An 18173-nucleotide genomic window follows, 5' to 3' on the forward strand; every position below is an offset into this window, starting at 1 on the left:
TCCCCTGCTGCCGCCGGGCACCCCGACCGTGGGAAGGTGAGCCATGCCCCTGAGCCATCCCCGCCGTTCGGCGCTCTCCGAGCAGGTCATCGCCGCCCTGCGGGCCCAGATCACCTCGGGCGAGTGGCCGGTCGGCTCCCGCATCCCGACCGAGCCGGAGCTGGTCGAGCAGCTGGGTGTCGCCCGCAACACGGTCCGGGAGGCCGTCCGCGCCCTGTCGCACAACGGCCTGCTGGACATCCGCCAGGGGTCCGGCACCTACGTGGTGGCGACGAGCGAGCTGGCGGGCGTGATGCAGCGGCGGTTCGCCGAGGCCGACCCCCGGCACATCGCCGAGCTGCGCTCCACGCTGGAGTCGGCCGCCGCCCGGCTGGCCGCCGAGCGGCGTACGGAGAAGGACCTCAAGCAGCTCGACGCGCTGCTGCTGCGGCGCGAGGAGGCCTGGGAGTCGGGCGACAAGGAGGCGTTCGTGACCGCGGACGCCACCTTCCACCTGGCCGTCGTGTCCGCCTCCCACAACGACGTGATGACCGCGATGTACGCGGACCTGGGCGAGGTGCTGCGGGACTGGCTGCGCGAGGACGTCGGCGAGAAGCTGACCCCGGAGACGTACATGGACCACGGGCGGCTGCTCGAGGCGATCCGCGCGGGCGAGGCGGACACGGCCGCGGCGGAGGCGGCCCGCTACCCGTTTCTGTGCCGGCTGGGCGGGATCAGCTCGCCCGCCGGTGACTGATCCACACGTCGCCGACCTCTTTCCAGCACCGCCCCGTCAGCCGCACGGTCTGCGCGGGCCCGGCGTCGACCGGGGAGCTGTCCGTGTCGATGTCCCACCAGCGGGCGCACTCCACGTGCAGGCTGACGCGGTCGGTCTCCGGGTAGGGGTTGTGGCAGTACGCGGTCACCTTGGAGCCGCTCACCCGGATCCGGCAGGCGGCGCCGAAGGGATCGGCGGACTCGTGGTCGTCGGCGGGCACGCGCGCGCGGGGCACCGCCTCGTACGCCACGGTCAGTACGAGGGCGACGGCGAGGGACACTGAGGCCGTTCGGCGGGACAAGCGCACAAGGGGACCTCCTCGGCCGTGCTGGGGAGGGGCTCGGGTGGTGAACGCGTACTCCAGAATGCCCAGTTGCGGGCCTCCCCCGCCCGGCCGGCTGAGCCGAACGGGTGACGCCCCGCTCCCCGCGCGCTGCGGGGAACGGGGCGTCGCAGACGTACCGGAGATCAGGCTCCGATGGCGTGCAGACCGCCGTCCACGTGGATGATCTCGCCGGTGGTCTTCGGGAACCAGTCGCTCAGCAGGGCGACGACGCCGCGGCCGGCCGGCTCGGGGTCCTTCAGGTCCCACTCCAGCGGGGAGCGGTCGTCCCACACGGAGGCCAGCTCGCTGAAGCCCGGGATGGACTTGGCGGCCATGGAGCCGAGCGGACCGGCCGAGACCAGGTTGCAGCGGATGTTCTGCTTGCCCAGGTCGCGGGCCATGTAGCGGCTGGTCGCCTCCAGGGCGGCCTTGGCCGGGCCCATCCAGTCGTACTGCGGCCAGGCGAACTGCGCGTCGAAGGTCAGGCCGACGACGGAGCCGCCGTTCTGCATGAGCGGCAGGCAGGCCATGGTGAGCGACTTCAGGGAGTACGCCGACACGTGCATGGCCGTGGCGACCGACTCGAACGGCGTGTTGAGGAAGTTGCCGCCGAGCGCGTCCTGCGGAGCGAAGCCGATGGAGTGGACGACACCGTCGAGGCCGCCGAGCTCCTCGCCGACGATGTCGGCGAGCCGGTCGAGGTGCTCGTCGTTGGTGACGTCGAGTTCGATGACCTTGGTGGGCTTGGGCAGCTTCCTGGCGATGCGCTCGGTCAGCGTGGGCCGCGGGAACGCGGTCAGGATGATCTCGGCGCCCTGCTCCTGGGCCAGCTTGGCGGTGTGGAAGGCGATGGAGGACTCCGTCAGCACCCCGGTGATCAGGATGCGCTTGCCCTCGAGGATTCCGCTCATGGTGATCAGTGACCCATTCCCAGTCCGCCGTCAACGGGAATGACGGCTCCAGTGATGTACGAGGCGTCGTCCGACGCGAGGAACCGCACCGCCGCGGCGATCTCCTCCGGCCGGGCGTACCGGCCGAGCGGGACCTGCGACACGATGTTCGAGCGCTGCTCGTCGGTGAGGACCTTGGTCATGTCGGTGTCGACGAAGCCGGGCGCGACGACGTTGAAGGTGATGTTGCGCGAGCCCAGCTCACGGGCGAGGGAGCGCGCGAAGCCGACCAGGCCGGCCTTGGAGGCGGCGTAGTTCGCCTGGCCGGGACCGCCGTACAGCCCGACGACCGACGAGATGAGCACCACGCGGCCCTTCTTGGCGCGCAGCATGCCCCGGTTGGAGCGCTTGACCACGCGGAAGGTGCCGGTGAGGTTGGTGTCGATGACCGAGGTGAAGTCCTCCTCGGACATGCGCATCAGGAGCTGGTCCTTGGTGATGCCGGCGTTGGCGACGAGGACCTCGACGGGCCCGTGGGCCTCCTCGATCTCCTTGTAGGCCTGCTCCACCTGCTCCGCGTCGGTGATGTCGCACTTGACGGCCAGGCAGCCCAATTCCGTCAGGGCGGCCGGCGGCTCACCCGAGCGGTACGTGAAGGCGACCTTGTCGCCGGCATCGGCGAAAGCGCGGGCGATGGCGAGGCCGATGCCCCGGTTGCCTCCGGTGACGAGAACCGAGCGGCTCAACGGATCACCCTTTCGATAGCGGTCTGATACCCGCCCCGGCGCCTGGACGACAGGCGGTGATGACAGGCGGCTTCCTCGAAAACCTATCGGTCCGGGCAGGCCCGCGGACAATCGGGCACCGACAGTGGCGAACGGGACTCGCTGTCGGGTCCCTACAGAAAGCCACGGGTCCGGCTCCGGAAACTCATGGCCCGCGAACGGGATGGACGACATGATCGGAGCAGTCACCACGCACGGCAACCACGGTCACCTCGACAGAAAGAGACGGCGGTGCCTCATACCATCGACGAGGCCTTCACGGCCCTCCCCCTACGCGCCCTCGCCGACGCGGCCCTCGCACGCGCGCGTGCGCTGGGCGCCGAGCACGCGGACTTCCGGTTCGAGCGGGTACGGGGCGCCTCCTGGCGGTTCCGGGACGCCCGGCCCGCCGGGTCGTCGGACACCACCGACCTCGGATACGCGGTGCGGGTGGTGCACGGCGGCACCTGGGGATTCGCGTCCGGCGTCGACCTCAGCATGGACGCCGCCGCCAAGGTCGCCGGGCAGGCGGTGGCCATGGCGAAGCTGTCCGCGCAGGTGATCAAGGCGGCCGGCTCGGACGAGCGCGTGGAACTGGCCGGCGAGCCGGTGCACGCGGACAGGACGTGGATCTCGTCGTACGAGATCGACCCCTTCTCCGTGCCCGACGAGGAGAAGGCGGGGCTGATCGCGGAGTGGAGCGCCCGGCTGCTGGCGGCCGACGGAGTCGACCATGTCGATTCCTCGCTGCTCACGGTCCACGAGAACAAGTTCTACGCCGACACCGCCGGGACCGTGACCACACAGCAGCGGGTGCGGCTGCACCCGGTGTTCAACGCCGTGTCGGTGGACGAGTCGAGTGGCGAGTTCGACTCGATGCGCACCCTGGCGCCGCCGGTGGGACGCGGCTGGGAGTACCTGCGGGGCACCGGCTGGGACTGGGAGGACGAGCTGGCGCGGATCCCGGAGCTGCTCACCGAGAAGATGCGCGCGCCGAGCGTCGAGCCGGGCCTGTACGACCTGGTCGTCGACCCGTCCAACCTGTGGCTGACCATCCACGAGTCCATCGGGCACGCCACCGAGCTCGACCGCGCGCTCGGTTACGAGGCCGCCTACGCCGGCACCTCGTTCGCCACGTTCGACCAGCTGGGCAAGTTGCGCTACGGCTCGGAGCTGATGAACGTCACCGGCGACCGCACCGCCGAGCACGGCCTGGCCACCATCGGCTACGACGACGAGGGCGTCGAGGGCCAGTCCTGGGACCTGGTCAAGGACGGCACACTCGTCGGCTACCAGCTGGACCGGCGGATCGCGAAGCTGACCGGCTTCGAGCGGTCCAACGGCTGCGCCTACGCCGACTCCCCCGGGCACGTGCCGGTGCAGCGCATGGCCAACGTGTCGTTGCAGCCGGACCCGGCCGGGATGTCGACCGAGGACCTGATCGGGGGTGTGGAGCGCGGCATCTACGTGGTGGGCGACCGGTCCTGGTCGATCGACATGCAGCGCTACAACTTCCAGTTCACCGGTCAGCGCTTCTACCGCATCGAGAACGGGCGGCTCGCCGGGCAGCTGCGGGACGTGGCCTACCAGGCGACGACCACCGACTTCTGGGGCTCGATGTCCGCCGTGGGCGGGCCGCAGACCTATGTGCTCGGCGGCGCCTTCAACTGCGGCAAGGCCCAGCCGGGGCAGGTCGCGGCCGTCTCCCACGGCTGCCCCTCGGCCCTCTTCAAGGGCGTCAACATCCTCAACACGACCCAGGAGGCCGGTCGATGAGCGCGCGTTCCAGCAAGCCGCACGAGGTCGTCGAGCGCGCCCTCGAACTGTCCCGGGCGGACGGCTGTGTCGTCATCGCCGACGAGCAGTCCACCGCCAACCTGCGCTGGGCGGGCAACGCGCTGACCACGAACGGCGTCACGCGTGGGCGCACCCTCACCGTCGTCGCCACGGTCGACGGCAAGGAGGGCACGGCCTCCGGGGTCGTGTCACGGTCCGCGGTGACCCCCGACGAGCTGGAGCCGCTGGTGCGGGCAGCCGAGGCCGCCGCGCGCGGCGCCGGACCCGCGGAGGACGCGCAGCCCCTGGTCACGGGTGTGGAGCGGTCGCCGGAGTTCACCGAGGCGCCCGCCGAGACCTCCTCCGCCGTGTTCGCCGACTTCGCTCCGGCGCTCGGCGAGGCCTTCGCACGCGCGCGTGCGGGCGGGCGCGAGCTGTACGGCTTCGCCAACCACGAGCTGGTGTCGTCGTACGTCGGCACCTCCACGGGGCTGCGGCTGCGGCACGACCAGCCGAACGGGACGCTGGAGATGAACGCCAAGTCGCCGGACCGGACCCGGTCCGCGTGGGCCGGGCGCTCCACGCGGGACTTCGAGGACGTCGACCCGGGAGCCCTGGACGCGGAGCTGGCGGTGCGCCTCGGATGGGCCGAGCGGCGCGTGGAGCTGCCCGCCGGGCGCTACGAGACGCTGCTGCCGCCGACGGCCGTGGCGGACCTGCTGATCTACCAGATGTGGTCGGCGTCGGGCCGGGACGCGGTCGAGGGCCGCACGGTGTTCTCCAAGCCGGGCGGGGGCACGCGGGTCGGCGAGAAGCTGACCGGCCTGCCGCTGACCCTGCGCAGCGACCCGAACGAGCCGGGCCTGGAGTCGGCGCCCTTCGTGATCGCGCACTCCTCCGGGGGCGACCAGTCGGTGTTCGACAACGGGCTGCCGCTCGCGGCCACCGAGTGGATGCGCGAGGGCGAGCTGCGCCACCTGACGACCAGCCGCCACAGCGCGGGCCTGACCGGGCTGCCCGTGGCCCCGGTCATCGACAACGTGATCCTGGACGGGGGCGAGGACCGCTCGCTGGACGAGATGGTCGCGAGCACCGGGCGCGGGCTGCTGCTGACCTGCCTGTGGTACATCCGCGAGGTCGATCCGGCGTCGCTGCTGCTGACGGGCCTGACCCGGGACGGCGTCTACCTCGTCGAGAACGGCGAGGTGACGGGCGAGGTGAACAACTTCCGGTTCAACGAGTCGCCCGTCGGCGTGCTCGGCCGCGCCTCGGAGGCGGGGCGGACCGAGAAGACTCTGCCCAGGGAGTGGAGCGACTGGTTCACCAGGGCGGCGATGCCCGCGCTGCGCGTCCCCGATTTCAATATGAGCTCTGTCAGCCAGGGCGTATAACCTCGTACCTGATTACGAGCCCACCCGAGGAGATACGAGAACCGTGACGGACATCGTCGACGAGCTGAAGTGGCGCGGGCTGTTCGCCCTGTCCACTGACGAGGACGCTTTGCGCAAGGCGCTCGCGGACGGTCCCGTCACGTTCTATTGCGGTTTCGACCCGACGGCGCCGTCGCTGCACGTGGGGCACCTGGTGCAGGTGCTCACCGTGCGCCGGCTCCAGCAGGCCGGTCACCGGCCGCTGGCGCTGGTCGGCGGTGCCACGGGCCTGATCGGCGACCCGCGTCCGACCGCGGAGCGCACGCTGAACGACCCGGAGACGGTCACCGGCTGGGTGGGCAGGCTGCGCGCCCAGATCGAGCCGTTCCTGGACTTCCAGGGCGAGAACGCGGCCGTCATGGTCAACAACCTCGACTGGACGGAGAACCTCTCCGCGATCGAGTTCCTCCGGGATATCGGCAAGCACTTCCGCGTCAACAAGATGCTGACGAAGGACTCCGTGGCCCGGCGCCTGGAGTCCTCCGAGGGCATCAGCTACACGGAGTTCAGCTACCAGCTCCTGCAGGGCATGGACTTCCTCCAGCTCTACCGGCGCTACGGCTGCACGTTGCAGCAGGGCGGCAGCGACCAGTGGGGCAACCTCACGGCGGGTCTCGACCTGATCCACCGCCTGGAGCCCGACGCGACCGCGCACGCGCTGGCGACGCCGCTGATGACCAAGGCGGACGGCACCAAGTTCGGCAAGACCGAGGGCGGCGCCGTCTGGCTCGACCCGGAGATGACGACGCCGTACGCGTTCTACCAGTTCTGGCTGAACGTGGACGACCGGGACATCTCCCGGTACATGCGCATCCTGTCCTTCCGTTCCCGCGAGGAGCTGGAGGAGCTGGAGCGGCAGACGGAGGAGCGTCCGCAGGCCCGGGCCGCGCAGCGCGCGCTGGCCGAGGAGCTGACGACCCTGGTGCACGGCGCCGACCAGACAGCCGCGGTGATCGCCGCGTCCAAGGCGCTCTTCGGGCAGGGCGAGCTGGCGGAGCTCGACGAGAAGACGCTGGCCGCGGCCCTCTCGGAGGTGCCGCACGTCCAGGTCGCCGAGCTCGGCCCGGCCGTGGACCTGTTCGCCGAGGTCGGCCTGGTGGCCAGCAAGTCGGCCGCGCGCCGCACGGTCAAGGAGGGCGGCGCCTACGTGAACAACGTCAAGGTCGCCGGTGAGGACGCCGTCCCCGCCAAGGAGGACCTGCTGCACGGCCGCTGGCTGGTGCTGCGCCGGGGCAAGAAGAACCTGGCGGCGGTCGAGGTCACGGGCGGCTGAGAGCGTGAGGAAGGGGGCGGTCTCCGGTGCCGGAGGCCGCTCCCTTCGCCGTGCGCCCCGTCATGCCCTGCGTTTGTCTCCTCTGGCCGCCGTCCAGGCCCGGTCGCCGAGACCGACGAGGATGATCGCCATCACCAGCTGGAAGACGTGCCGCCACCAGTCGATACCCGATGTGGCGTCGACGCCGACCGCCCGGGCGATGGCGTTGCCGGCGATGGCGCCGATCATGCCCAGGATGACGGTCAGCCACAGGGGCACATGTTGCTTGCCCGGAATGATCGCCTTGGCGATCAGGCCCAGTACCAGTCCTACGATGATCGCCCACAACCAGCCCATCGCTGCCTCCTCGTACGGCTCGACGTGAGCACTACGGCCAGTGTCGGCCCAGGTGCCGTACGCCGCATGCCGACGCGGGCCGTACGCGTCACGGCGCAGTCCGGTCGCCCGCAGGGTGCGCCCCCGGCCTCGTGGCCGGCGCGGTCGCGGCGTAACGTGGGAGCTGTCCCGGCCAGGTTCCCCGACCGGCCGCGGGCGGCTACGGGGCGGGGAGAGTCCGATACGGGCGGATGGTGGAATGCGATGCGGAAGCAGCATGGCGGCGGCAACGTCCAGGTTTTCCGGATCACCGGCGCCCGGACGGGACTCCAGGAGGACGTACGCGGGCGGCAGCGCCGGTACGTGATCTCGATGACGCTGCGCACGATCTCCGTGATCCTCGCGGCCACGTTGTGGAACGTCGAACGGCACGTCGCCATCGTGGCGTTGGTGCTCGGGCTGGTGCTGCCGTACATCGCGGTGGTGGTCGCGAACGCCGGGCGCGAGAACGCGCCGTCTCTGCCGTCGACGTTCGTGGCACCGCCGGTGCGTCCGATGATCGCGCCGTCGGGTTCGGATGACGAGCCGGCGGAATCCGTCGTGGAAGATGCCGTGTCCGAGCCGATGCCGGGTGCGCGGACCGAATCGCCCGAGCGGTAGGGGCTCCGGGGAGAGATCACGGGTGATCAGGGAGGGAAGTCAGCTTCCCGCCAAGCTCAAGAAAAGCTCAGATCAATCATGTTGTTCCGGTGCCGGGCCCGGGGTGACCCGTGACATACTTCGTACGCGCTCCGCATCCCCCGTCGGAGCGACGGACCGACGCCGGGCAGCTCCCCCCGTGGCTGCTCGGCGTCGCCTTTTCTGTGTGCAGTGGTGAGACGAAGCTGTGAGTGACGAGACACCCATCTGTTCCGCGAAGGGCTGCCGGGCCGAGGCCGTGTGGGTCCTGGCGTGGAACAACCCGAAGATCCATACGCCGGAGCGGCGCAAGACATGGCTGGCCTGCGAGGAGCACCGCGAGCACCTGTCGCAGTTCCTCGGGGTGCGGGGATTCCTGAAGGACGTGGTCCTGCTGAAGGAGTGGGAGTCCGCCCGGGAGGCTTAGCCCCCGATCGCCGACATCGGCCGGTCCGGCTGGACGAACGCCGGGTCGTCCAGGCCCGCTCCGGCCTTCTTGCCCCACATCGCCAGGCGCCAGATGCGGGCGATCTCCTCGTCCGGGGCGCCCGAGCGCAGGGCGGCGCGCAGGTCCGTCTCCTCCTGGGCGAACAGGCAGGTGCGGACCTGGCCGTCGGCCGTGAGGCGGGTGCGGTCGCAGGCCGCGCAGAAGGGGCGGGTGACGGAGGCGATGACGCCGACCACATGCGGGCCGCCGTCGACGAGCCAGCGCTCCGCCGGGGCCGAGCCGCGCTTCTCCTCGCCCTCGGCGGTCAGCTCGAAGCGTGTGCGCAGGGACGCCAGGATGTCGCCGGCCGTGATCATGCCGTCGCGCTTCCAGCCGTGCTGGGCGTCCAGGGGCATCTGCTCGATGAAGCGCAGCTCGTAGTCGTGCTCCACGGCCCAGGCCAGCAGGTCGGGGGCCTCGTCGTCGTTGAGCCCCGGCATCAGGACCGAGTTGACCTTGACGGGGGTCAGGCCCGCGTCGCGGGCGGCGTGCAGGCCCTCGATGACGTCCTTGTGGCGGTCGCGGCGGGTGAGGGTCTTGAAGACGTCGGGGCGGAGCGTGTCGAGGGAGACGTTGACCCGGTCCAGGCCCGCCTCCTTCAGGGCGGCCGCCGTGCGCTTGAGGCCGATGCCGTTGGTGGTCAGCGACATCTGGGGGCGGGGGTCGAGGGCCGCGACACGCTCGACCACGCCGACCAGGCCGGGGCGGAGCAGGGGCTCGCCGCCGGTGAAGCGGACTTCCTCGATCCCTAGGGAGGTGACCGCGATGTCGATGAGACGGACGATCTCGTCGTCCGTGAGCAGGTCCGGCTTGGCGAGCCACTGCAGGCCCTCTTCGGGCATGCAGTACGTGCAGCGCAGGTTGCACCGGTCGGTCAGCGAGACCCTCAGGTCGGTGGCCACTCGGCCGTAGGTGTCGATGAGCACGTGGGCCCCCTCCCTCGATGCGGATCGTGCCCGGAGCACTGTTTCCCCGGCACCTGCGAGCCTACGTGACCCCACCGACAACATCACAGGCCTCGATCACATGAGGCACGACGCGGCCGCGCCGCAGGGACCTGGAGGTTCCTACGACACGGCCGCGTCGAAAGGGTCGTGCTCAGTGCGCTCCGGTACCGGTCAGGGACCGGACCTCCAGTTCCGCGAACTTCTTGGCGTCGGGCTCCTCCTTCGACAGGACGGTGCCGAGCCAGCCCATCAGGAAGCCGAAGGGGATGGAGATGATGCCCGGGTTCTTCAGCGGGAACCAGGCGAAGTCCACCTCGGGGAACATCGCCTTGGGGTCGCCTGAGACGACGGGCGAGAACAGCACCAGGCCGACGGCGACGATCAGACCGCCGTAGATCGACCACAGCGCGCCCTGGGTGGTGAACCGCTTCCAGAACAGGCTGTAGAGGATCGTCGGGAGGTTGGCCGAGGCGGCGACCGCGAAGGCGAGGGCGACCAGGCCGGCGACGTTCAGGTCGCGGGCGAGGGCGCCGAGGCCGATGGAGACGACGCCGATGAAGACGGTCGCCCAGCGGGCCGCGCGGACCTCCTCGGCACCCGAGGCCTTCCCCTTGCGGATGACGTTGGCGTAGATGTCGTGCGCGAAGGAGGACGACGAGGCGAGGGTGAGGCCGGCGACGACGGCGAGGATCGTCGCGAAGGCCACCGCCGAGATCGTGGCGAGCAGGATCGCGCCCCAGGTGGAGTCGACGCCGCCCAGGTGCAGGGCGAGCAGGGGTGCCGCCGTGTTGCCGGACGGGTTGGAGGCGATGATCTCTTCCTGCGAGATGAGCGCGGCGGCGCCGAAGCCGAGCGCGATGGTCATCAGGTAGAAGCCGCCGATGATGCCGATCGCCCAGTTCACGGACTTACGGGCGGCCTTGGCGTCGGGCACCGTGTAGAAGCGGATCAGGATGTGCGGCAGGCCGGCGGTGCCGAGCACCAGGGCGATACCGAGGGAGATGAAGTCCAGCTTGGAGGTGCCGGTGGCGCCGTACTGGAGGCCGGGCTCCAGGAAGGCGGCGCCCTTGCCGCTGTTCTCGGCGGCCGTGCCGAGCAGGTCGGAGATGTTGAAGTTGAACTTCAGCAGCACCAGGAAGGTGATCAGGATGGTGCCGCCGATGAGCAGCACGGCCTTGACCATCTGGACCCACGTGGTGCCCTTCATACCGCCGATGGAGACGTACACGACCATCAGGAGGCCGACGAGGGCCACGATGAGGATCTTGCCGGCGTCGGAGGTGATGCCGAGCAGCAGCGAGACGAGGACGCCCGCTCCTGCCATCTGGGCCAGCAGGTAGAAGATCGACACCACGATCGTGGACGTGCCGGCGGCGGTGCGCACCGGGCGCTGGCGCATGCGGTAGGCGAGGACGTCGCCCATGGTGTAGCGGCCGGAGTTGCGCAGCGGCTCTGCCACCAGGAGCAGGGCGACCAGCCAGGCCACCAGGAAGCCGATGGAGTACAGGAAGCCGTCGTAGCCGAAGAGGGCGATGGCGCCCGCGATGCCGAGGAACGACGCGGCCGACATGTAGTCGCCGGAGACGGCGAGTCCGTTCTGGAAAGCGCTGAACTGGCGCCCGCCCGCGTAGAAGTCGGCGGCGTCCTTGGTCTGGCGGCCTGCCCAGACGGTGATGCCGAGTGTGGCCAGGACGAACAGCGCGAACAGGGTGATGATCAGCGGGCGGTGCTCGCTGGCCTCGTTCGCGGCGAGGAAGGTCTGCTGTACGGGGCTCATGCGCCGCTCTCCATCCGGGTCTTGATGGCCTCGGCCTTGGGGTCGAGCTTCGCGGCGGCGTGCCGCGAGTACCACCAGGCGATGAGGAACGTGGTGATGAACTGGGCGACGCCGAGGACGAAGGCGACGTTGATGTTGCCGAACAGCTTGGTGCCCATGAAGCCGCCCGCGTAGTTCGAGAGCAGGACGTACAGCAGGTACCAGGCGATGAAGCCGACGGTCAGCGGGAAGGCGAAGGAGCGGTAGGAGCGGCGCAGTTCACGGAACTCCGCGCTCTCCTGCACCTCCGCGAACTCCTCGGGTGAGGGGAGCTTGTGTTGCTCTTTCGAGGGGGGCGGTGCGTCGGTGGCCACGGAGTCTCCTCGCAATGACGGAAGCGGTTGGGAACGGGGGCGGAGGCGAGTGTCCTCGCGCTCCTAGTTCAACGTCACGGCGGCACACGAGAACCGGTTCAAAGGCGCGGCGTTCTTTCCGAAGTCATTTCGGCAAAGCGTTGCTGGCCAGCGAGAGGCCGGGATAGCTTCGCCCTGCACCACCACGTCATGTACCTGCCCGAGCACCACCTGTGCCTCGGGCCGGTTTCGTTTCCGGAGGATGTGGAGACCCCATGTCTCACTTGCGTTCCAGACGCCGGCTCGCTCTCGCCGTGCCCGTCGTGCTGTCACTGACGGCCTCGCTGGGCTTCCTGCCGGCCGCCGCGTCGGCGGCCCCGCAGGCGGCGCCGGCCACCCGGACGGCAGACGCGCCGAAGCTGGCGTACGTCGTCAACACCAAAACGGACCGCCACACGATCGCCTCGGTGAAGAAGGCGATCGGGAAGGCCGACGGTTCGGTCGTGGCCACCTACGGGCGGATCGGCGTGATCGTCGTCCACTCCTCGAACCCCGACTTCGCCAAGACCATCCGCACGGTGCGCGGGGTCCAGTCGGCGGGTGCGACGCGGACGGCGCCGCTGACGGCCGCGGGGACGAAGGAGGAGGGCGCGGTCGAGTACCTGACCGCCGCCCAGGCGAAGCGCACCGAGGCCGCCTCGGCGAAGACGCCCGAGAGCGAGCCTCTCGAGGCGGACCAGTGGGACCTGCGCGCGATCGGCGCCGACAAGGCCGCACAGATCAACCCCGGCAGCCGCAAGGTGACCGTGGCCGTGATCGACACCGGCGTGGACGACACCCACCCCGACATCGCCTCGAACTTCTCCGCCTCCCAGTCCGCCAACTGCGCGGGCGGCAAGCCCGACACCAGCGAGGGCGCCTGGCGGCCGTACACGCCCGAGGACTACCACGGCACGCATGTCGCCGGTGAGATAGCCGCCGCCCGCAACGGCATAGGCGTGGCGGGCGTCGCACCCGGTGTGAAGGTCTCCAGCATCAACGTCACCGACCGGGCCAACGGCCTCTTCTACCCGGAGAGCGTCGTGTGTGCCTTCGTGTTCGCCGCCGACCACGGCGTCGAGATCACGAACAACAGCTACTACGTCGACCCGTGGCTGTACAACTGCATGGACGACCCGGACCAGCGGGCCATCGTCGACGCGGTCAACCGGGCGCAGCTGTACGCCCAGAAGAAGGGCACGCTCAACGTCGCCGCGGCGGGCAACTCCAACCACGACCTGGACTCGGACGCGATCGTCGACGACTCCAGCCCGGACGACTCCACCCCCGTCGAGCGCACCATCGACCCGCACGAGTGCTTCGACGTGCCCAACCAGCTGCCGGGTGTCGTCACGGTCAGCTCGACGGGTGTCGACAACGTGAAGTCGTACTTCTCGACGTACGGCAAGGGCGTCGTCGACGTCGCCGCGCCGGGTGGCGACGGGCGCTACCAGATACCCGACACGCCCTCGAAGAACGGCCGCATCCTGTCCACCATGCCGAACGGCGCGTGGGGCTTCCTGCAGGGCACCTCGATGGCCTCGCCGCACGCCTCCGGCGTCGCCGCGCTGCTGAAGTCCAAGCACCCCTGGGCGTCTCCGGCCCAGCTCCAGGCGCTGATGAAGGCACAGGCCGACAGGACCGCCTGCCCCTCCTCCTACGACCAGGACGGCGACGGCACGCAGGACGCGGTCTGCGAGGGCGGCAAGCGCGTCAACGGCTTCTACGGCCACGGCATCGTCAACGCGCTGCGCGCGGTCAAGTGATCCGACTCGCCACCGAGACCTTCCGCAAGATCAGCTCGTACCGTGAACGAACTGGAGAGACCATGACTGCGCCGTACGCGCGCCACCGTCGCGCCGTCGCGATCCCGGCCGGGATGGCCATGGCCACGGCCCTCGCGTTCCTGCCGAACACCGCGGCCACGGCCGCCGAGGACGCCCCGGCCCCCACGGCGGCCCGGGCCGACGCGACCCCGCTCAGCTATGTCGTCAACGTCAAGCCGGGGCACGGCACTTCGGCGTATGTGAAGAAGGCCGTCGCCAAGGCCGGCGGCACGATCGTGACGTCGTACGACCAGATCGGCGTCATCGTCGTCCACTCCTCGAACGCCGACTTCGCCAAGACCGTCCGCAAGGTGCGCGGCGTGCAGTCGGCGGGGGCCACCCGCACGGCGCCGCTGCCCTCGGCCTCGACCGGTGACCTGGGCGCGCCGAAGGTGCTGAGCGCGGCCGAGGTCGCCGAGGCCGAAGCCCCCGCCGGGCAGGACCCGTTGCAGCCCCAGCAGTGGGACCTGCCCGCCATCAAGGCGGACAAGGCGCACGAGAAGTCGCTGGGCAGCAAGAAGGTCACGGTCTCCGTGATCGACACCGGTGTCGACGACACCCACCCCGACATCGCGCCCAACTTCGACCGCAAGGCGTCGGTCAACTGCGTGTCGGGCAAGCCGGACACGAGCGACGGGGCCTGGCGGCCGAGCGCCGAGGAGAGCCCGCACGGCACGCACGTCGCCGGTGAGATAGCCGCCGCGAAGAACGGCATCGGCATGACGGGTGTCGCGCCCGGCGTGAAGGTCTCCGGCATCAAGGTGTCCACCACGGCCGGCTTCTTCTACACGGAGGCCGTGGTGTGCGGTTTCGTGTGGGCGGCCGAGCACGGTGTCGACGTGACGAACAACAGCTATTACACCGACCCCTGGTACTTCAACTGCAAGAACGACCCGGACCAGAAGGCGCTCGTGGACGCCGTCACCCGGGCCTCGCGGTACGCGGAGAAGAAGGGCGCGGTCAACGTCGCCGCGGCCGGCAACGAGAACTACGACCTCGCCTCCGACGAGATCACCGACCCGTCGTCCCCGAACGACACCACACCGGGCGACCGGGTCGTCGACCCCTCGGAGTGCCTCGACATCCCGACCCAGCTGCCGGGTGTCGTCACGGTCGCCTCGACGGGCGCGAAGGGCATCAAGTCGTCCTTCTCCAACTACGGGCTGGGCGTCGCGGACATAGCCGCCCCGGGCGGCGACTCGACCGCCTACCAGAAGCCGGAGGCACCTGCCACGAGCGGCCTCATCCTGGGCACGCTGCCGGGCGGCAAGTGGGGCTACATGGCCGGTACGTCGATGGCCTCCCCGCACGTCGCGGGCGTCGCCGCGCTCATCAAGTCGACGCACCCGTACGCCTCTCCGGCCCTGGTGAAGGCCCTGCTGTACGCGGAGGCCGACGCCACGCCGTGCACGGACCCGTACGACATCAACGCCGACGGCAAGATCGACGCGGTGTGCGAGGGCTCCAAGAACCGCAACGCTTTCTACGGCTGGGGCATCGCGGACGCGCTGGACGCGGTGACCAGGTAGAGCTCGTGTGGAGGTGATCCGGGCCGGGCGGGGACACCCGCCCGGCCCGGATCGTGTCTGCGGCGATGTTCGCCGAGGTCGCGCCGGCACAGGGGTGGCGGCTGCGGCCGACCGACGAGCACAGGGAAGTGCGGCTGTGGCGGCCGGCCGTGTCGAGGGTTGACCGAGTACCGCTGACTTGCCCGGCCGTGTGAAGGTTGGTGAAGATCCTGGGGTGACTCTGACAAGACCCACACCCGGGGCGCCCGGCCCGCACGGGCCCGTGCGGCGCGCCGGTGCGGGCCGGGCCGTCGCCGTTCTCGTGCTGGTGGCACTGGCCGCGCTCATCCCCCTCCTCGGCCCGTCCGCCGCGCTGCACGGCACCGGTGAGGCCGAAACGCCCGGCGCGGGCGGTATGGCCCTGCTGCGCACGGTGCTGTTCGCGGCGCTGTGCATACCCGTCGGCGAACTGTTCGTGAACCGGCTGGCGCGTTCGCTGCCCGTCACGGAGACCGGCACCGGGGCGGGACACCCTGCCGTGCCTCACACGTGGTCCCTCTTCGCGGCCGCCGCCGGTTTCGCCGCCGCACTGGGGCTCGCCTCGGTCGTGGCCACCGGCAATCTCGTTCCGGACGAGGTGGCCGACATCGACGTCGGCGGGCTCTACGCCTCCCGGGACGGCAAGCTCGCCCTGCTGGAGGTCAACGCGTTCCTCCTGGCGGGACTGTGCGCCGCGTCGCGCCGGCCGGTCACGCAGGTGTGGCCGCTGGCCGCCGTGGTCGTCGCCGAGGCCCTGCGCGCCCACCCCACGACCGAGCACAGCCCGCTGGTCGGCTCCGGGCTGACGCTCGTCCATCTGACGTGCGCGGCACTGTGGGCGGGCGGTCTGCTGCACGCGCTGCGCACCCTCCGGCTGTGGCCCCGAACGGCGGGCGCCGCCCTGCTGGGTCTCTACGCGCGCGTGGCGGTCGTGCTGCTCGCCGCCGTCACCGCGACGGGCGTGGGCAGTTCACTGCGCCGGATGCCGCCGGAGACGGTCCTGGAGCAGCTGACGGGAACGGCGTACGGGCGCGCGCTGCTCGCCAAGGTGCTCCTCGTGGCGGTCGTCGCCGCCCTCGCCGTGTGGGCGCGGCGACGGCTGCGCCGGGCGGCCGACCCGCTGACCGCCTGTGGGCCGGCCCGGGCGGAGGTGGCCGCCCTGGGCCTGGCGGTCGCGGCGTCCGGTCTGCTGACGACTCTTCCGGTGCCCATCCGCTGGTGACACCGGTGCGTCTCAGGCGGCGCGCATCTCGCCGTACGTCGCGGCCGGGGCCCTGCGCGCGTCGAGCGCCCCGAGTGTGCCGCAGGTCAGCAGCGCCTGTGCGGCGATGTACGTGAGCATGATCCAGAAGTCCGGCGCGGGCGGTTGCGGCCACCCGGCGACACCGGTCGCGATGAGCGTGTCGGACAGCAGGAACAACGCCCCGCCGAGCCCGGCGAAGAGGCCGAGCCGGGTGGCCGACCGGTACGCCATGGCCGTCAGCAGGAGGCTGTAGCCGGCGACGGGCACGCGCAGGTCGGCGGGCAGGTCCGGCCACAGCAGCGCGACGGTCGTGCCGAGGGCGGCGGCGTAGCCGAGGGCCAGGACGCCCGCACGCGCGCGTGGGACCGCGTTCCGGCTGCCGTACGTCGCGAAGAGCACGAGGTAGCAGACGTGCCCCGCCGCGAAGGAGGCCATGCCCGCCAGGAAGGCCGGCTCGGCGTCCGACAGCAGCAGGACGTCCCCGCCCCAGCCGAACAGCAGGGCGGCCAGGAGCGGCCGGGGTGCCTTGCGCAGGGCGGCCCACAGGGCGAGGAGCGGCATCAGCAGGGGCTTGGCGACGGTGTGGCCGGCGTCGAGACCGGCGGCGAGACAGACGAGGTCGACGGCGGCGGCGAGGCCGAAGGCGGTCAGCAGGAGGCGCGGGGCATTCACGCGGACGTGCTCTTCTCAGGGACCGGCGCGGTCTCACCGAGGGGCGTGGTCGCGCCGGCCGGTGACGGAGCCGGTACGGCAGCCGGACCCGGACCCGGCCCCCACCCCGGCCCTCGGAACACGCGTCCCGCCCGCTCGCGCCAACTGCGCGCCGCCCTCAGGTCCTTGGCGATGGACACGTACTCGTGCGTGGCCACCTTGAGCAGGTTGTACGTGTCGATGTTCTTGGTCAGCCCGTACCGCGGCCGCTCGGTCTCGGCGACGAACGACCCGAACAGCCGGTCCCAGACGATGAGGATGCCGCCGAAGTTGCGGTCGAGGTAGCCGCCCTGGGAGGCGTGGTGGACACGGTGGTGCGAAGGGGTGTTGAAGACGAACTCGAACCAGCGGGGCATCTTGTCGATGCGCTCGGTGTGGATCCAGAACTGGTAGACGAGGTTCGCGGAGGAGCAGAACGCGAGCGCGGCGGGATGCACGCCGGCGACGATGAGGGGAACGTAGAACGGCCACACGGTCAGGGACGTCCAGGGCTGGCGCAGCGCGGTGGTGAGGTTGAACTTCCGGCTGGAGTGGTGGACGACGTGGCAGGCCCACAGGATGCGGATGACGTGGTGGCCGCGGTGGGACCAGTAGTAGAAGAAGTCCTGCCCGAGCAGCATCAGCGGGACGGTCCACCACAGCACGGGAACGCGCAGCGGCGTGAGTTCGTAGAGGGCCGTGTAGATCGCCAGGATCGGGATCTTCCACAAGAAGTCGAAGGCGAGGCTGCCGAGCCCCATGCCGACGCTGGTCGCGGCGTCCTTCGCCTCGTAGCCCTCCGCACCCTCGTCGGGATGGAGCCGGTAGCTCACCATTTCGACCACGGTGAGCAGCACAAAGGCGGGGATGGACCACAGCACGACATCGGGCAGGTTCGGCATGCAATGACCGTAGGACCGGCGTCCGGCCCCGACTAGACGTTGTTACCCACAAGTATTACCGACGGTACGCGCTTGCTTCTTGGCGATCTCCGCCAATCCGGCAGGGGGCGAAGACGGACACCGGCGGACGATGTCCGCGACCAGACCGGCGAGTCTCCGCAGCAGCCGCCGGTCG

General features: G+C 70.6%; 18 protein-coding genes. 9 read left to right on the forward strand and 9 right to left on the reverse strand.

What is annotated here, in order from left to right; genetic code table 11:
- Nucleotides 1-43 precede the first annotated feature (43 nt).
- Nucleotides 44-736 (forward strand): FadR/GntR family transcriptional regulator, encoded by a 693-nt coding sequence (locus IO24_RS0134190; RefSeq protein ID WP_031142683.1) that lies wholly within the window; start codon nt 44-46, stop codon nt 734-736.
- Here the strand turns inward: IO24_RS0134190 and IO24_RS0134195 are convergent.
- The 3 genes from IO24_RS0134195 to fabG all read right to left on the reverse strand — a co-directional run bounded on the left by IO24_RS0134195 (nt 714) and on the right by fabG (nt 2718).
- The gene (locus IO24_RS0134195) at nt 714-1064 is read right to left on the reverse strand and encodes a hypothetical protein (RefSeq protein ID WP_031142685.1); all 351 of its coding nucleotides are present in this window, start codon (nt 1062-1064) and stop codon (nt 714-716) included. The genes IO24_RS0134190 and IO24_RS0134195 overlap by 23 nt on opposite strands.
- 161 nt (nt 1065-1225) lie before the next feature.
- Nucleotides 1226-1993: an enoyl-ACP reductase FabI gene (fabI, locus tag IO24_RS0134200; protein ID WP_031142688.1), complete on the reverse strand. Its 768-nt coding sequence runs from the start codon at nt 1991-1993 to the stop codon at nt 1226-1228.
- Between the two features lie 5 nt (nt 1994-1998).
- Nucleotides 1999-2718 (reverse strand): 3-oxoacyl-[acyl-carrier-protein] reductase, encoded by a 720-nt coding sequence (fabG, locus tag IO24_RS0134205; protein ID WP_031142690.1) that lies wholly within the window; start codon nt 2716-2718, stop codon nt 1999-2001.
- A gap of 270 nt (nt 2719-2988) precedes the next feature.
- On the opposite strand from fabG, the gene IO24_RS0134210 reads away from it, so the two are divergent.
- The 3 genes from IO24_RS0134210 to tyrS are packed head-to-tail and all read left to right on the forward strand — an operon-like array spanning nt 2989 to nt 7215.
- On the forward strand, nt 2989-4512 hold the full coding sequence (locus IO24_RS0134210) for a TldD/PmbA family protein (RefSeq protein WP_031142692.1): 1524 nt from the start codon (nt 2989-2991) through the stop codon (nt 4510-4512).
- Nucleotides 4509-5903, forward strand: a complete 1395-nt coding sequence (locus IO24_RS0134215; RefSeq protein ID WP_031142694.1) for a metallopeptidase TldD-related protein — start codon at nt 4509-4511, stop codon at nt 5901-5903. Before IO24_RS0134210 ends, IO24_RS0134215 begins: the two co-directional genes overlap by 4 nt.
- 43 nt (nt 5904-5946) lie before the next feature.
- On the forward strand, nt 5947-7215 hold the full coding sequence (gene tyrS, locus IO24_RS0134220; RefSeq protein ID WP_031142696.1) for a tyrosine--tRNA ligase: 1269 nt from the start codon (nt 5947-5949) through the stop codon (nt 7213-7215).
- Nucleotides 7216-7275: 60 nt separating this feature from the next.
- Here tyrS and IO24_RS0134225 read toward each other — a convergent pair whose 3' ends face one another.
- The gene (locus IO24_RS0134225; RefSeq protein WP_031142698.1) at nt 7276-7551 is read right to left on the reverse strand and encodes a GlsB/YeaQ/YmgE family stress response membrane protein; all 276 of its coding nucleotides are present in this window, start codon (nt 7549-7551) and stop codon (nt 7276-7278) included.
- Nucleotides 7552-7794: 243 nt separating this feature from the next.
- Between IO24_RS0134225 and IO24_RS0134230 the strand changes: the two genes are divergently transcribed.
- Together IO24_RS0134230 and IO24_RS0134235 are read left to right on the forward strand one after the other, a co-directional pair.
- Entirely contained in the window at nt 7795-8190 is a 396-nt protein-coding gene (locus IO24_RS0134230; RefSeq protein ID WP_031142700.1) for a DUF3099 domain-containing protein, read from the forward strand.
- A 226-nt stretch (nt 8191-8416) separates the two neighbouring features.
- Nucleotides 8417-8635 carry a hypothetical protein gene (locus IO24_RS0134235; protein WP_031142703.1) on the forward strand — a complete coding sequence of 73 codons (219 nt, stop codon included), beginning with the start codon at nt 8417-8419 and terminating at the stop codon, nt 8633-8635.
- Here the strand turns inward: IO24_RS0134235 and moaA are convergent.
- From moaA to IO24_RS0134250, 3 genes are all read right to left on the reverse strand, one after another.
- Nucleotides 8632-9621: a GTP 3',8-cyclase MoaA gene (gene moaA / locus IO24_RS0134240; protein WP_031142705.1), complete on the reverse strand. Its 990-nt coding sequence runs from the start codon at nt 9619-9621 to the stop codon at nt 8632-8634. The genes IO24_RS0134235 and moaA overlap by 4 nt on opposite strands.
- Before the next feature lie 172 nt (nt 9622-9793).
- A complete protein-coding gene (locus IO24_RS0134245; protein ID WP_031142707.1) occupies nt 9794-11419 on the reverse strand; it encodes a solute symporter family protein in 1626 nt (541 codons plus the stop codon).
- Nucleotides 11416-11772, reverse strand: coding sequence for a DUF485 domain-containing protein (locus IO24_RS0134250; RefSeq protein WP_031142709.1), 357 nt, complete (start codon nt 11770-11772; stop codon nt 11416-11418). Before IO24_RS0134250 ends, IO24_RS0134245 begins: the two co-directional genes overlap by 4 nt.
- A 254-nt stretch (nt 11773-12026) precedes the next feature.
- Between IO24_RS0134250 and IO24_RS0134255 the strand changes: the two genes are divergently transcribed.
- The 3 genes from IO24_RS0134255 to IO24_RS0134265 all read left to right on the forward strand — a co-directional run bounded on the left by IO24_RS0134255 (nt 12027) and on the right by IO24_RS0134265 (nt 16385).
- Complete coding sequence (locus IO24_RS0134255; protein WP_031142711.1) at nt 12027-13556, forward strand: S8 family serine peptidase; 1530 nt, start codon at nt 12027-12029, stop codon at nt 13554-13556.
- A 62-nt stretch (nt 13557-13618) separates the two neighbouring features.
- Nucleotides 13619-15145, forward strand: a complete 1527-nt coding sequence (locus IO24_RS0134260) for a S8 family peptidase (RefSeq protein ID WP_031142713.1) — start codon at nt 13619-13621, stop codon at nt 15143-15145.
- A 214-nt stretch (nt 15146-15359) separates the two neighbouring features.
- A complete protein-coding gene (locus tag IO24_RS0134265) occupies nt 15360-16385 on the forward strand; it encodes a CopD family protein (protein WP_031142715.1) in 1026 nt (341 codons plus the stop codon).
- A gap of 12 nt (nt 16386-16397) precedes the next feature.
- Here IO24_RS0134265 and IO24_RS0134270 read toward each other — a convergent pair whose 3' ends face one another.
- Nucleotides 16398-17078, reverse strand: coding sequence for a lysoplasmalogenase (locus IO24_RS0134270; RefSeq protein ID WP_031142717.1), 681 nt, complete (start codon nt 17076-17078; stop codon nt 16398-16400).
- Nucleotides 17075-17998: a sterol desaturase family protein gene (locus IO24_RS0134275; protein WP_031142718.1), complete on the reverse strand. Its 924-nt coding sequence runs from the start codon at nt 17996-17998 to the stop codon at nt 17075-17077. The genes IO24_RS0134270 and IO24_RS0134275 overlap by 4 nt, the downstream gene beginning before the upstream one ends.
- Between the last annotated feature and the right edge of the window lie 175 nt (nt 17999-18173).

It is taken from the genome of Streptomyces flavovariabilis, assembly GCF_000725785.1.
GTDB lineage: Bacteria > Actinomycetota > Actinomycetes > Streptomycetales > Streptomycetaceae > Streptomyces > Streptomyces hawaiiensis.